11 protein-coding genes, 1 pseudogene and 1 riboswitch are annotated in these 14,558 nt (G+C 49.6%); all 12 genes and pseudogenes read left to right on the top strand.

Annotated elements, in window-relative coordinates:
* Positions 1–368: 368 nt before the first annotated feature.
* Positions 369–470: riboswitch (purine riboswitch) on the top strand.
* A gap of 362 nt (positions 471–832) precedes the next feature.
* The 12 genes and pseudogenes from purE to purD all read left to right on the top strand — a co-directional run bounded on the left by purE (position 833) and on the right by purD (position 14,481).
* On the top strand, positions 833–1,318 hold the full coding sequence (gene purE / locus QFZ77_RS01605; RefSeq protein WP_029198283.1) for a 5-(carboxyamino)imidazole ribonucleotide mutase: 486 nt from the start codon (positions 833–835) through the stop codon (positions 1,316–1,318).
* Positions 1,315–2,493, top strand: coding sequence for a 5-(carboxyamino)imidazole ribonucleotide synthase (purK, locus tag QFZ77_RS01600; RefSeq protein ID WP_307435189.1), 1,179 nt, complete (start codon positions 1,315–1,317; stop codon positions 2,491–2,493). Before purE ends, purK begins: the two co-directional genes overlap by 4 nt.
* A 30-nt stretch (positions 2,494–2,523) precedes the next feature.
* A pseudogene (gene purB, locus QFZ77_RS01595) lies at positions 2,524–3,820 on the top strand (adenylosuccinate lyase).
* 69 nt (positions 3,821–3,889) lie between these two features.
* Positions 3,890–4,747 carry a phosphoribosylaminoimidazolesuccinocarboxamide synthase gene (locus QFZ77_RS01590; protein ID WP_373462719.1) on the top strand — a complete coding sequence of 286 codons (858 nt, stop codon included), beginning with the start codon at positions 3,890–3,892 and terminating at the stop codon, positions 4,745–4,747.
* Positions 4,748–4,771: 24 nt separating this feature from the next.
* Positions 4,772–5,011, top strand: coding sequence for a phosphoribosylformylglycinamidine synthase subunit PurS (gene purS, locus QFZ77_RS01585; protein WP_029198287.1), 240 nt, complete (start codon positions 4,772–4,774; stop codon positions 5,009–5,011).
* Between the two features lie 60 nt (positions 5,012–5,071).
* Positions 5,072–5,767 (top strand): phosphoribosylformylglycinamidine synthase subunit PurQ, encoded by a 696-nt coding sequence (gene purQ / locus QFZ77_RS01580; RefSeq protein ID WP_047676351.1) that lies wholly within the window; start codon positions 5,072–5,074, stop codon positions 5,765–5,767.
* On the top strand, positions 5,745–7,988 hold the full coding sequence (gene purL, locus QFZ77_RS01575; RefSeq protein WP_307435064.1) for a phosphoribosylformylglycinamidine synthase subunit PurL: 2,244 nt from the start codon (positions 5,745–5,747) through the stop codon (positions 7,986–7,988). Before purQ ends, purL begins: the two co-directional genes overlap by 23 nt.
* A complete protein-coding gene (gene purF, locus QFZ77_RS01570; RefSeq protein ID WP_307435062.1) occupies positions 7,973–9,505 on the top strand; it encodes an amidophosphoribosyltransferase in 1,533 nt (510 codons plus the stop codon). Before purL ends, purF begins: the two co-directional genes overlap by 16 nt.
* 69 nt (positions 9,506–9,574) lie before the next feature.
* The gene (gene purM / locus QFZ77_RS01565; protein ID WP_307435060.1) at positions 9,575–10,615 is read left to right on the top strand and encodes a phosphoribosylformylglycinamidine cyclo-ligase; all 1,041 of its coding nucleotides are present in this window, start codon (positions 9,575–9,577) and stop codon (positions 10,613–10,615) included.
* On the top strand, positions 10,615–11,226 hold the full coding sequence (gene purN / locus QFZ77_RS01560; protein ID WP_307435058.1) for a phosphoribosylglycinamide formyltransferase: 612 nt from the start codon (positions 10,615–10,617) through the stop codon (positions 11,224–11,226). The genes purM and purN overlap by 1 nt, the downstream gene beginning before the upstream one ends.
* A 380-nt stretch (positions 11,227–11,606) precedes the next feature.
* Complete coding sequence (gene purH, locus QFZ77_RS01555; RefSeq protein WP_307435056.1) at positions 11,607–13,154, top strand: bifunctional phosphoribosylaminoimidazolecarboxamide formyltransferase/IMP cyclohydrolase; 1,548 nt, start codon at positions 11,607–11,609, stop codon at positions 13,152–13,154.
* A gap of 67 nt (positions 13,155–13,221) precedes the next feature.
* Positions 13,222–14,481, top strand: a complete 1,260-nt coding sequence (gene purD / locus QFZ77_RS01550) for a phosphoribosylamine--glycine ligase (protein ID WP_307435055.1) — start codon at positions 13,222–13,224, stop codon at positions 14,479–14,481.
* Positions 14,482–14,558: the final 77 nt, after the last annotated feature.

Raw genomic sequence — 14,558 nt, 5'->3', positions numbered from 1 at the left:
ACAACATTTCGAGTCCATTTGTTGCGAATTGGCCTGTATAGGACCAAATTGTTGCACTTTTTACAACACCATTCAACCGCTAATATGGATTCTAGAGAAAGATTGGATGAATGAGCTATATCATATATAAAGGAATTGTCGAAAAATATTAGGGTTAGGCAAGCCACTAAAGAACAGCTGTAGGACAGACATATCGGGTCTCAGGGAAGATGAGAATCTCATCTGAGGTCGCAAACCGTTTAAAAGATAGAAAATACGCCAAAAAGCGAACTATTCAAAAGAATTGTCCGAAAATTGTTCGTTTTTTGAAATTGACATCGCACGTTAGTTGGTAGTAAACTAGGGAAGCGGGAAATGAAGCCGCACTAATTGAAAATGTCGAATCAACTCGTATAAAATCAGGGATAAGGCCTGAAAGTTTCTACCCAAAAACCATGAATTTTTGGACTACGAGGAAGCGAATGAGGGAAACCATAGGAAGACGATGGTCTTTTTGCATTCGGTTCTTTTGCTGTCCAGCGGATAGAATCATGTATTCTAGCTCTGGGCGTTTTTTGGGTTTAAGGGCATGATAGGATAGTAATTATTTAAAATGAAAGTTTTAAAAGTTAGCTTTCAGAACCGAGAAGGGTTGGACGAAAGGTGGAGAAGGAGGAACGGAGCTAAGAGTTTTCCGTAGGAAAACTGGCTTCGGAAGCATTCGCTGTGGTACTGGCTACGTGAGTACCGGACTTCCCAGGTTTCGTTCAAGATTCGATGTCGAGATACATCATCGCATAATCTTCGTTATCAAAGTTGATTTTTAAAATTACAATATGAGAGTAGGTTTATGATGACTGTACGTGTAGGTGTCATTATGGGAAGCCAGTCGGATTGGGAAACGATGAAGCACGCATGCGACATGTTGGAAGAGCTGGGAGTGCCTTATGAGAAAAAGGTGGTTTCTGCGCATAGAACGCCGGACCTTATGTTCGAATATGCAGCTTCGGCGGCAGGCCGCGGCATTCAAGTAATTATTGCCGGAGCAGGAGGAGCGGCGCACCTACCAGGGATGGTAGCAGCCAAAACGGAGCTTCCGGTTATTGGTGTTCCAGTCAAAACATCCACGCTGAACGGACTTGATTCCTTGCTTTCGATCGTGCAAATGCCAGGCGGCATTCCCGTCGCAACGGTGGCAATCGGACATGCAGGTGCAACGAATGCAGGCCTCTTGGCAGCGCAAATTCTCGGCGCATTCGAGCCAGAACTGCAAGCGAAGGTCAGAGCACGCCGCGAGCGAATCGCACAGACCGTAATTGAAAGCAGTGACCTGTTATGAGCGAAGCTTCAAACTCAAGCGGCAAGGTCATCAAGCCAGGCGGCACCATCGGCATCTTGGGCGGTGGGCAGCTAGGCCGAATGCTGGCCTTGGCCGGACGCAACATGGGGTATCGCTTCGTGACGCTCGACCCCACGGATGACGCGCCTTGCGGTCAAGTTGCAGATGAGCAAATTCAGGCGGACTTTGACGATGTTGAAGCGGCAAGAAAGCTCGCAGCCCGGTCGGACGTCATCACCTATGAATTCGAGAATGTCGATGCACATGTGACCAGCATATTAATGAATGAATCCTATGTTCCTCAAGGAAGTGAGCTTTTATACACGACCCAGCATCGACTGCGTGAAAAGAGAGCGATTGAAGCAGCGGGCGTACCTGTGGCTCCATATGCTGAAATCACCAGCACAGCTGATTTGCGTGAAGCGGCTGAACGCTTCGGGACGCCGTGCGTGCTCAAAACAGCAACTGGCGGCTACGATGGCAAAGGGCAATGGGTTCTTCGCTCGCTGGACGAGGTGGAGGAAGCTTACGAAACGCTCAGCCGTGCCAAAACAGAGCTGGTTCTCGAACAATTCATTCATTTTGACAAAGAATTATCCGTGATTGCGGCAAGAAGTCCACGCGGCGAGGTAAAGGCTTTTCCCGCTGCTGAAAATATACATGTACATAACATCCTGCATCAATCGATCGTCCCAGCGCGAATTCCTGTAGAGGTGCAAAAGGAAGCTGAAGAGCTTGCTGTACGCATCGCAGAATCGCTTGGTGTGATTGGTTTGATCGCAGTGGAGTTATTCCTGACGAAGGATGGCCAGCTATATGTTAATGAGCTTGCGCCACGCCCGCATAATTCAGGTCATTATACGATGGAAGCCTGCCGGACTTCACAGTTCGAGCAGCATGTTCGGGCGATTTGCAACCTGCCGCTAGGTTCTACTGAGCTGCTATCACCTGTTGTAATGGTCAATTTGCTTGGTGAGCATATCGAACCGCTGCAAGAGCTGATCGACCGACCCGATTTCCTGGAACAGAGTGAATTAGGCGTTTCCGCGAAGGTTCATCTATATGGCAAGAAAGAAGCGAAAGAAAAACGCAAGATGGGACACATCAATCTTCTTACAAGCGATGTAGCGAAAGCACTGACTTGGATAGAACAGACAAGCATTTGGGGAAAGTAAGTAAATGAACTTATTGGAGGAGCGGCTGAGATGATTGAACGTTATACACGCGCCAGAGATGGCACGCATTTGGACAGAGGAAAATAAATTCCAAGCTTGGCTTGAAGTCGAGATTCTTTCTTGCGAAGCATGGTCAGAGCTCGGAGTTATTCCTAAGGAAGATGTGAAAGTACTGCGCGAGAACGCAAGCTTCAACATTGACCGCATTTATGAAATCGAGCAAGAGACGCGTCATGACGTGATCGCCTTCACTAGAGCAGTATCCGAAACGCTGGGACCTGAGCGCAAATGGGTTCACTACGGTTTGACTTCGACAGACGTTGTCGATACGGCACTAGGTTACTTGCTGAGACAAGCAAACGAGATTTTGGACAAAGACATTCAGAATTTCATTGAAATTCTTCGCAATAAAGCGATCGAACATAAAGATACTGCCATGATGGGCAGAACGCATGGTGTGCATGCAGAGCCGACGACATTTGGTTTGAAAATGGCGCTTTGGTACGAGGAAATGAAGCGTAACCTGGAGCGTTTCCGCTTTGCCGCTGATGGCGTACAATTCGGTAAAATCTCAGGTGCAGTAGGTACTTACGCCAACATCGATCCTTTTGTTGAAGAGTATGTGTGCGGCAAGCTGGGCACGAAAGCGGCTCCGATCTCCACACAAACCTTACAGCGTGATCGTCACGCTGAATACATGGCGACGTTGGCGCTGGTTGCAACATCCCTTGATAAATTCGCGACTGAAATTCGCGCCCTTCAGAAGAGTGAGTTCCGCGAGGTTGAAGAGCCGTTTGCTAAAGGTCAAAAAGGTTCCTCCGCAATGCCGCATAAGCGTAACCCGATTGGTTGCGAGAGCATTTCCGGTCTGTCCCGTGTGATTCGCGGGCACATGGTTTCCGCTTATGAGAACGTAACGCTTTGGCATGAGCGCGACATCTCGCACTCCTCCGTTGAGCGTATTATCCTGCCGGATGCGACGCAATTGCTGAACTACATGCTGAACCGTCTAGGCAATATCATCAAGAACTTGACTGTGTTCCCTGAAAATATGAAACGCAACATGCGCAGCACCTATGACGTTCCTTTCTCTGGCCGCGTGATGACGAAGCTGATCGATAAAGGCTTTGCTCGTGAGCAAGCTTACGATACAGTCCAGCCTAGAGCGATGCAGGCATGGGAAGAGCAGCGTTCGTTCCGCGAAATCGTGGAGAATGCTTCCGTGATTACAGAAGTATTAAGCCCAGAAGAAATTGCAAATTGCTTCGATCCAAGCTGGCATTTGAAACATGTTGATACGATCTTTAACCGCTTAGGTTTGAAATAGAAAACAACATTTTTAGCAGGAAAGGATGTGTGGTTCGTGGCAAGCATTATCGTGGATTCAGCCACTGAAATGATTAACGCTCCCCTGGTTCATAAGGGTAAAGTACGTGAACTTTATGATCTAGGCGAACATTTCCTTATCGTGGTGACGGATCGGATTTCAGCTTTTGATTACATGTTGAAGCCTGGTATTCCTGATAAGGGGTACGTACTGAACGCGCTAAGTAAATACTGGTTCGGCGTGACGAGCGGTTATATGAGCAATCACATTGTGCATACGGACGTGGAAAAGCTCCACGCGATTATTCCGAGTGCGGAAGATAGAGAGCTTCTAAAGGAACGTATTATTGTAGCGAAAAAAGCGGAGCGCATCTCCATTGAATGCGTAGTTCGCGGGTATATCACAGGCAACGGTTGGAGACAGTACGAGAAAACAGGCGAGATTAACGGTCGTAAGCTGCCTGAAGGCCTGCGCAAAAACGAGCGCTTGCAAGATCCTATTTTCACACCTGCAGCTAAAAATGATGTCGGTCATGACGAAGACATTTCCGTGGAACAAATGATTGAATTAGTCGGCGAGAAGCTGACTTATGAGCTGCAAGAGCGAAGCATTATGCTTTACACATTGGCTCATGCGATTTGTGAGCAAAAGGGCATTATTTTAGCAGATACGAAGTTTGAATTCGGCTTTTATGCGGGTGAACTTATTATTATTGATGAAATTTTCACGCCGGATTCCTCGCGTTACTGGTCCGAAGATAAATACGCCCTGGATATCGAGATTGATTCGATGGACAAAGAGCCCGTTCGCACTTATTTAGCGGGATCGGGTTGGGATAAAAATAGTGAGCCGGATGAGCTTCCAGCTTCCGTTGTAGAAGAAACTTCGAACCGTTATAAAGAAATTTTACACCGTTTGGTGGATTAAATTAACTCTAAGGAGAGATTAGAAATGAAAGCAACGGTCTATGTAACGATCAAGCAGAACGTACTGGATGTTCAAGGAACTGCGGTGCAAGGAGCGCTTCATTCCATGGGTTTTGACGAAGTTGGCAAAGTGCGCATCGGGAAATACTTGGAGTTAGAACTGGATACAACGGATAAAGCAGAAGCGGAAGCGCGCGTAAAAGCAATGTGCGAGAAGCTGCTTGCGAACACGGTTATCGAAGACTACCGCTACGAGTTGGCGTAACATACCAGATTTTTACGAAAAAAGTTTTGCCAAGGCAAAACGCTAGAGGAGGAATACGTCATGAATTTTGCGGTTCTTGTATTTCCGGGATCGAACTGCGACATCGATATGTACAAAGCAATCGAAGATACCATTGGTCAGCCGGTTGAGTATGTTTGGCATACAGATGGCGACTTGTCCAAATACGACTGCATCCTCGTGCCGGGTGGATTCTCTTATGGGGATTACCTGCGTTGTGGAGCGATTGCACAATTTACGAACGTCATGAAAGCTGTGGTTAAGGCGGCGGAAGAAGGCAAGTACATTCTAGGTATTTGTAACGGATTCCAAGTGTTAACGGAAGCAAGATTGCTGCCAGGCGCTTTGCTGCGCAACAACGGAATGAAATTCCGCTGCCACCAAACGATTCTCAAAGTGGAGAACAACACAACGGCTTTCACGCGTGATTACGCGGAAGGTGAGCTGATTGAAATTCCAATCGCTCACGGCGAAGGTAACTACTATTGTGACGAAGCTACGCTAAAAGAATTACAAGAAAACAATCAAATCGTATTCCGTTATGAAGCAGGGAACAATCCGAACGGATCACTTGATGATATCGCTGGAATCAGTAATAAAGCTGGTAATGTAGTTGGTATGATGCCTCATCCAGAGCGTGCCGTTCATGAGATTCTTGGCTCCGCAGATGGTAAGAAAATGTTTACATCAATTCTAAGCGCTTGGAGGGAGAAACATGACGCAGCAGCTATCCGTTAATGAACCAACAGCCGAGCAAATCGCGGAGCAGAAAATTTACAAGCAAATGGGCGTAACGGACGAAGAGTTTGCCAAAATTTGCGGCTTCCTTGGACGCAATCCGAACTATGTAGAAATCGGTGTATTCAGCGTTATGTGGTCCGAGCATTGTTCTTATAAAAACTCCAAACCTGTTCTTCGCAAATTCCCAGTTACAGGACCTCGCGTCCTGATGGGACCTGGCGAAGGCGCAGGGATTGTAGATATCGGAGACAACCAAGCGGTTGTTTTCAAAATAGAAAGTCATAACCACCCTTCAGCGATCGAGCCTTATCAAGGCGCGGCGACAGGTGTGGGCGGTATTATTCGTGATATTTTCTCCATGGGCGCGCGCCCGGTAGCGATTCTGAATTCCTTGCGTTTCGGCAAGCTGGAAAACGACCGCGTGAAGTACTTGTTCGAGCACGTTGTATCCGGAATCGCTGGATACGGGAACTGTATCGGGATTCCGACAGTCGGCGGCGAAGTGATGTTCGACGAGAGCTACGAGGGGAACCCGCTCGTTAATGCGATGTGCGTGGGTCTTATCGACCACAACATGATTCAACGCGGTGTTGCCAAAGGTGTTGGCAACCCAGTGTTCTACGTTGGACCAGCGACTGGCCGCGACGGTATCCACGGTGCGACTTTCGCATCCGAGGAGCTTACGGCTGAGTCCGAAGCGAAGCGCCCAGCGGTACAAGTGGGCGATCCGTTCATGGAGAAGCTCGTGCTGGAAGCGTGCTTAGAGTTAATTAATTCCGGCATCGTGCTCGGAATTCAAGATATGGGCGCTGCGGGGCTTACTTGCTCCAGCGCAGAGATGGCTAGTAAAGCAGGTAACGGCATGGAGCTTTACCTTGATGAAGTTCCGCAGCGCGAAGAAGGCATGACCGCCTATGAAATGATGCTGTCTGAGTCTCAAGAGCGTATGCTTTTCGTTGTTGAGCCGAAGCATGAGGCGCAAGCTAAGGGCATTTTTGAGCGCTGGGGTCTCCACTGCGCCAAAGTCGGCAAGGTAACCGATGACGGTTACCTGAAGTTGATCCACCACGGTGAAGTCGTGGGGAACATGCCTGTCGGCGCACTCGTCGACGAGTGCCCGGTGTACAATAAGCCGAGCAAAGTGCCGGCTTATTACGAAGCTAGCGCATCGATCGACACGACTCGTTACCCAGAGGTAACGAAATTGACGGATGCGCTTAAGGCTGTCCTCGCGTCTCCGACGGTAGCAAGCAAAGAGTGGGTTTACAACCAGTATGACCACATGGTTCGTACAGATACGGCAGTGCGTCCGGGTTCGGACGCAGCGGTTGTGACCATTCGCGGTACCCGCAAGGGCCTCGCGATGACAACCGACTGCAACGGACGCTATGTGTACCTGGATCCGGAAGTTGGCGGACGGATCGCCGTTTCTGAAGCAGCACGTAACGTTGTCTGCTCCGGCGCTGAGCCGCTCGCGGTTACGGATAACCTGAACTTCGGCAGCCCAGACAAGCCAGAAATTTTCTGGCAGCTGGAGAAATCCACTGACGGTATGGCAGAAGCTTGCCGCTTCTTGGATACGCCGGTTATCGGCGGTAACGTCTCGCTTTACAACGAGAACGCCAAAGGTGCGATCTACCCAACTCCGGTCATCGGGATGGTTGGTCTTGTTCATGACATCGATCACATCACAACGCAAAGCTTCAAAAAAGAAGGCGACATCATCATCCTGCTAGGCGAGACGAAAGCGGAGCTTGGCGGCAGTGAATTCCAATATGTGATTCACGGTGTAACTGAAGGCCGTCCTCCTGAATTGGATTTGGCTACAGAGAAACGCCTGCAAAATGCTGTACTAAAAGCAATTCAAGAAGGTCTTGTAGCTTCTGCGCATGACTTATCCGAAGGCGGCTTGGCCGTTGCTTTGGCTGAAAGCTGTATCGGTGGTAAAGTAGGCGCAGCTGTTAATGTAGCGTCTGACCTTCGTCCTGACTTCACGCTGTTCAGTGAATCACAATCCCGTATTTTGCTGAGTGCTTCCCCTGATAAAGCGGACGCTTTGAAACACTGGGTTGCTTCACAAGGCGTACCTTATCAAGAAATTGGAACAGTAACAGGTTCAGATCTGACCGTTAAAATCAATAACGAACAGCGTCTCCAGTCTCCGGTAAACGAGCTGGCGAAAGTCTGGAAGGATGCGATTCCATGTCTAATGGCGTGAAACAATCAGAGGCCCTAAAGCTTCCTGCTGCTCCTGTTGTCCAAGTGGGCGACGGGCAGCATGAGCTTTGGACAGGAGAGTATTTCAACGAAGGTGTAGGCGGCCAAGGCGGATTGTTTGATAAGCTGAATGAGGAGTGCGGGGTGTTCGGGGTGTATGGTCATCCCGACGCTTCCTCTCTGTGCTATTACGGGCTGCATGCCCTGCAGCACCGCGGACAGGAAAGCGCTGGTATCTGTACAGTAGAAGATGAAAAGTTTAACTACTATCGCGGGATGGGACTTGCCAAAGAGGTGTTCACTAACGAGAATTTATCGCCTCTGACAGGTTCCACAGCGATTGCGCATGTGCGTTATTCCACAGCAGGCGAGAGCAAGCTGGCGAACGCGCAGCCTCTAGTTTTCAAATATCGGGAGGGCGACCTTGCGATTGCGACAAACGGTAACCTCGATAATGCCAACATTATCAAGCGCGAGCTTGAGAAGAAGGGTTCGATCTTCCAAACGACGAGCGACACCGAGGTTATGGCGCATTTGATTGCCCGTTCGGAGCACGACGATATTGTAGATGCGGTTAAAGATGCGATGAATCAAGTTATCGGCGGCTTTGCCTTCCTGATCACTACCAAAGATAAAATGATTGCTGCGCTCGATCCGAACGGACTTCGTCCCTTCATGATCGGCCGTCTGGGAGATGCATACTTGTTCGCTTCCGAGTCCTGCGCCTTCGATGCGGTGGGAGCTACGTATTTCCGTGATGTGCAGCCGGGGGAAATCATCGTGATTGACCGCGACGGCTTCCGCTCGGAGCGGTTCACGGAAAGCGGTCGACGTGCGATTTGTGCGATGGAGTATATCTACTTTGCTCGTCCAGATAGTGACATTGATACGGTGAATATTCACTCCGCACGTAAGCGGATGGGTAAGAAACTGGCGATGGAAGCTTTCGTTGACGCTGATATTGTGACCGGGGTGCCGGATTCGAGTATTTCGGCTGCGATCGGTTATGCGGAACAAACGGGTATCCCTTATGAGCTGGGTCTGATCAAGAACCGCTACACAGGCAGGACGTTCATTATTCCAAGCCAAGAGCTTCGTGAGCAAGGTGTTAAAATGAAGCTGAGCGCCGTTCGCAAAGTCGTCGAAGGCAAGCGTGTTGTCATGATTGATGACTCCATCGTTCGCGGGACAACGTCTTTGAGAATCGTCAATCTATTAAGAGAAGCTGGGGCAACAGAAGTGCACGTGCGAATCTCTTCGCCGCCTTTTATGAACCCATGCTACTACGGAATTGATACTCCGGATCGGAAAGAGCTGATCGCTGCGATGAATTCTATCGAAGAGATTCGTAAAGCGATCAATGCGGATTCCTTGCATTTTCTGACTAAAGAAGGATTGTTAGATTCGATCGGCCAAGGTTCGGCAGGGGCAGAAAGCGGCTACTGTACGGCTTGCTTCGATAATACCTATCCAACGGAAATTGTAGATGTTACAAAGGTTGGTTGTGCTTGCGATTAAAATGATTTGAAATAACGGGATGGTCTTAGGACCTCCCGATACATAGACAAACTAAGGAGTGATTGCTAAGTGTCGGATGCTTACAAAAAGGCTGGAGTCGATATCGCGGCGGGGAACGAAGCAGTAGAACGGATGAAAAAGCACGTTAAACGGACATTCCGTCCTGAAGTGTTAACTGACCTCGGTGGCTTCGGCGGGCTGTTCAGCTTGAACAAAGACAAGTACGAGGAGCCTGTGCTCGTATCTGGTACGGACGGCGTGGGCACGAAGCTGAAGATCGCTTTTGCAATGGATAAGCATGATACGATTGGGATCGATGCTGTTGCGATGTGCGTGAATGATATTATCGTTCAAGGCGCGGAGCCGCTTTTTTTCCTCGACTATCTCGCTTGTGACAAAGTAATTCCAGAGAAAATCGAAGCTATCGTTAAAGGGATCGCTGACGGTTGTGCGCAGTCTGGCTGCTCACTTATCGGTGGCGAAACGGCGGAAATGCCGGGCATGTATGCGTCAGGGGAGTATGACATTGCCGGGTTTACGGTTGGAATCGTCGACAAGAAAAAGATCATCGATGGTACAACGATCCGTCCTGGAGACGTGGTTCTAGGTCTGGCATCGAGCGGTGTGCACAGTAACGGGTTCTCTCTTGTGCGCAAGCTTTTGCTGGAAGATGGCGGTTATACGCTTCAAGGGCATGTGGATGAACTGGGCGATAAGCTTGGTAATGTGCTGCTTGAGCCAACGAAGCTTTATGTGAAGCCAGTTCTTGCGATGCTTGAAGATGTTGCAATCAAAGGGATGGCACACATTACAGGCGGCGGCTTTATCGAGAATATTCCGCGCGTTCTGCCTGATGGTGTGAACGTCGAAATCCAATATGGATCGTGGCCGATTCTGCCGATTTTTGGGTTGATGCAGCGTGAGGGCGGCATTACGAACAACGATATGTTCCGCACGTTCAACATGGGCATCGGGATGGTTGTTATCGTGGGCGCAGACGACGCGGAGAAGGCTATTTCAGCAGCAGAAGCACAAGGCGAGAAAGCCTACCGTCTTGGTGTTGTTACAGAAGGCGAGCGTGTAGTGACGTTCCAAGGAGCTGAGGTTTAATGCAGCCTTACCGTATTGCGGTTTTTGCTTCGGGCAGCGGCTCGAATTTCCAGGCCATCGTAGATCAGGTACAGAAGGGGAAGCTTGATGTCAGCATCGAGCTTCTTGTCTGTGACCGCCCGCAAGCGTATGTGGTGGAGCGTGCTGTAGAGGCGAAGGTGCCTGTTTTCACGTTTGTTCCGAAGGAATATGGGAGTCGTGAGGCTTATGAGGCTCTTATTCTTAAGGAACTGCAAGATCGTCAGGTTGATCTGATCGTAATGGCCGGCTACATGCGGATTATTACGAATGTGCTTGTTGAGCCGTATTTCGGGCGCATGATCAACATTCATCCTTCGCTGCTGCCGTCTTTTCCCGGCGTGCGTGCGATCGAGCAAGCCGTCGAGTATGGCGTGAAGCAAACCGGCGTGACCGTTCACTTCGTGGATGGCGGGCTGGACTCCGGACCGATTATCGCCCAGCGCGCCGTGGAGATCCACGAGCACGAGACTGCGGACTCGCTGGCGGAGCGCATCCATGCGGCTGAGCACGTGCTGCTGCCGCAGGTGATTCGCTGGCTGCGCGAGGACCGCTTGAGCTTGGATGGCCGCAGGGTTAGCGTGCGGTCGTAGGATCTGGGTACCCGCTTTGTGACTGCGTTTTGATAAACGGGAAAACAGACGGGGCCGTAGAATCTGCTAATTGCTATAGGAGCTTGCTCCATGTCTGTTGGTACGTAAATCCTGATCAAGGTCCCCTGTGGATAACTCATCTGTGTGCGCGAGGATTTTAAAACAAATTAGCCTTCTCAGCCGACGGAAAGTGGCTGATCAGCTTTGCGATCTCGCCGAGAAGTCCGAAAAGGCCTTCTCAGCAGCAGCAATGGACCAACTTGGTCGTGAGACGACCAAAAACGCACTTTCAGCCGCGGCGGGCTGGCGCTTCTGCGGTAACAACTAGCTTTTAAAGTAATCATCTAACATACAAAATCAATTTTCTGGGAGGAAGCATAGTGGCAATCAAAAGAGCACTAATCAGCGTTTTCGATAAGACGGGAATTGTTGAATTCGCGAGCGAGCTGTCGAAGCTGGGCGTTGAGATCATTTCTACGGGCGGTACGCTTAGTTTGTTGAAGGATAAAGGGGTGCCGGTGATCGGTATTTCCGAGGTTACAGGGTTTCCGGAGATCATGGATGGCCGCGTCAAAACGCTTCATCCGAATGTTCACGGCGGACTACTAGCAGTTCGTGACAACGTGGAGCACCAAGAGAGCATGAAGAAGCTCGGTTTGGAGTATATTGATCTGGTTGTCGTGAATTTGTATCCTTTTGCTGAAACGATTGCGAAGCCTGATGTGACTTACGAGGATGCGATTGAGAACATCGATATCGGTGGGCCGACGATGCTTCGTTCCGCAGCTAAGAATCATGCTTTTGTCTCCGTTATCGTGGATACAACCGACTATGCGAAGGTGCTGGAAGAAGTGCAAGAGACTGGCGATACAACGCTGGAAACGCGCAAACGTCTAGCTGCCAAAGTGTTCCGTCACACTGGAGCTTACGATGCGTTGATTGGTGACTACTTGACTGGCCTGCAAGGCGAGCCTTACCCAGAGCGCTATACAGTAACTTATGAGAAAATGCAGGAGCTTCGCTACGGAGAGAACCCGCATCAAAGCGCGGCTTTCTATCGCAAGCCGAATGCGGCTGCTGGCAACATTACAACAGCTGAACAGTTACACGGTAAAGAACTATCGTACAATAATATTAACGACGCTAATACTGCGCTTCAGATTGTCAAAGAATTCAGCGAGCCTGCGGTTGTAGCCGTTAAGCACATGAATCCTTGCGGCGTAGGTATCGGTACAAACGTACTAGAGGCTTACACGAAAGCGTACAATGCAGACCCGACTTCCATCTTCGGTGGAATCGTTGCTGCGAACCGTGCGGTTGACGAAGCAACAGCTCAGCTGCTGCATGAGATTTTCCTGGAAATCGTCATTGCGCCTGATTTTACACCGGAAGCGCTCGAGATCCTTTCTAAAAAGAAAAACATTCGCCTACTCAAAGTAAGCGGCTTAGATACAGTAGCTGGTCGCAAAGCGGAGCCAGTGATTACAACGGTTGAAGGCGGCATGCTCGTACAAGCTAGCGATGCTTACCAGCTAACCGAAGCTGACTTGAAAGTCGTTTCCGAACGTCAACCGACGGCTGAAGAGATGAAACAATTACTTTTCGCATGGAAAGTAGTTAAGCACGTTAAATCTAACGCAATCGTACTCGTTGCAGACGATATGACGGTTGGCGTGGGCGCTGGTCAAATGAACCGCGTTGGCGCGGCCAAAATCGCCATTGAGCAAGCTGGCGACAAGGCGAAAGGCTCCGTCCTTTCTTCCGATGCGTTCTTCCCAATGGGTGACACGCTTGAAATGGCAGCAAAAGCGGGAATCACAGCGGTGATTCAACCGGGCGGCTCCATTAAAGACGAAGAATCCATCCGCGTAGCGAACGAAAATGGCATTGCGATGGTCATGACAGGCGTTCGTCACTTTAAACACTAAAACAATTGAGAATGCTCACGATCATTAACAGGACCGTGGGCATTCCCCATGAGAGGGGTTACCTAGGATGCGTGTATTAGTTATTGGACGAGGCGGGCGTGAGCACGCGATTGTATGGGCACTCAGCAAAAGCCCGAAGATCAGCAAATTGTTCTGCGCACCGGGGAACGGCGGGATTGCCAGCTTAGCGGAATGTGTGCCGATTACGGAACTGCAATTCGAGGAGATCAGTACTTTTGCGAAGGAGCAGGCGATTGATCTGGTGATGGTAGCTCCTGATGATCCGCTTGCCGCTGGCTTGGTTGATCATTTGGAGTCCAAAGGTATCGAGGCTTTCGGTCCGCGCGCGAATGCGGCGATTATTGAGGGCAGCAAGGTGTTTATGAAGGAGCTTTTGAAGAAATATAGCATTCCTACTGCAGCTTACGAGTCTTTCGACGCTTATGAGCCAGCGCTTGCTTACTTGCGCAGTCAGTCGGCGCCAATCGTGATTAAAGCAGATGGCTTGGCCGCAGGCAAAGGTGTTACTGTCGCGCAAACGATGGAGGAAGCGGAAGCCGCGCTTCGCGATATTATGGTGGATCAAGTGTTTGGCAAATCCGGCGCGAGTGTGGTCATTGAGGAGTTCCTAACAGGACAAGAAATGTCACTGTTAGCCTTTGTTGATGGGTCTACGGTTCGCCTCATGGTGCCATCACAGGATCATAAACCTGTTTTTGATAACGATAAAGGGCCAAATACTGGCGGAATGGGTACGTACTCCCCGCTGCCGCATATCCCAGAGTCGATTGTACAGGAAGCGCTTGTGAACATCGTTCAACCTACAGCTGATGCGATGGTAAAAGAAGGCCGTCCATTCAAGGGCGTACTTTATGCCGGTTTGATTTTGACCCCGAATGGCGTGAAAACCATTGAGTTTAACGCACGTTTCGGTGATCCAGAGACGCAGGTTATTTTGCCTCGCCTCAAGACTGACCTTCTTGATATTTTCTTAGCTATCAACAACGGAACTTTGGCTGAACAGCCGATCGAGTGGAGCGAGGAAGCGGCAGTTTGTGTGATTGTAGCTTCACCAGGCTACCCAGGTCCTTACCCGAAAGGGTTGCCGATCACTGGGCTTGATCAAGTGCAAGACTCGCTAGTGTTCCACGCGGGGACAGCCATCGAGAACGGCCAAATTGTCACCAATGGCGGACGCGTTCTTGGAATCACAGGTCTTGGCAAAGATATCATTGAAGCTCGCCAGAAAGCATATGCGGATGCGGATCGGATTCATTTTGACGGGAAGCATTACCGTACGGATATCGCTATGAAAGCTTTGAAATAGCTTAAACTTATAAAGCACAGCCTTTTGTTCATCAAAGGGTTGTGCTTTTTCATTTTTCTCAATTAATTGACCGTTGT

It is taken from the genome of Paenibacillus sp. V4I3, from assembly GCF_030817215.1.
Classification (GTDB): Bacteria; Bacillota; Bacilli; order Paenibacillales; family NBRC-103111; genus Paenibacillus_E.
The sequence above is the reverse complement of the archived record's forward strand: the minus strand, read 5'-3'. Positions and strand labels throughout refer to the sequence as shown.

What these genes read in the sequence shown, in the direction of transcription:
- purN (WP_307435058.1), top strand. Translation starts at nt 10,615, where the DNA reads ATGCAGCCTTACCGTATTGCGGTTTTTGCTTCGGGCAGCGGCTCGAAT.
- purK (WP_307435189.1), top strand. Translation starts at nt 1,315, where the DNA reads ATGAGCGAAGCTTCAAACTCAAGCGGCAAGGTCATCAAGCCAGGCGGC.
- purD (WP_307435055.1), top strand. Translation starts at nt 13,222, where the DNA reads ATGCGTGTATTAGTTATTGGACGAGGCGGGCGTGAGCACGCGATTGTA.
- purF (WP_307435062.1), top strand. Translation starts at nt 7,973, where the DNA reads ATGTCTAATGGCGTGAAACAATCAGAGGCCCTAAAGCTTCCTGCTGCT.
- purL (WP_307435064.1), top strand. Translation starts at nt 5,745, where the DNA reads ATGACGCAGCAGCTATCCGTTAATGAACCAACAGCCGAGCAAATCGCG.
- purE (WP_029198283.1), top strand. Translation starts at nt 833, where the DNA reads ATGACTGTACGTGTAGGTGTCATTATGGGAAGCCAGTCGGATTGGGAA.
- QFZ77_RS01590 (WP_373462719.1), top strand. Translation starts at nt 3,890, where the DNA reads ATGATTAACGCTCCCCTGGTTCATAAGGGTAAAGTACGTGAACTTTAT.
- purS (WP_029198287.1), top strand. Translation starts at nt 4,772, where the DNA reads ATGAAAGCAACGGTCTATGTAACGATCAAGCAGAACGTACTGGATGTT.
- purQ (WP_047676351.1), top strand. Translation starts at nt 5,072, where the DNA reads ATGAATTTTGCGGTTCTTGTATTTCCGGGATCGAACTGCGACATCGAT.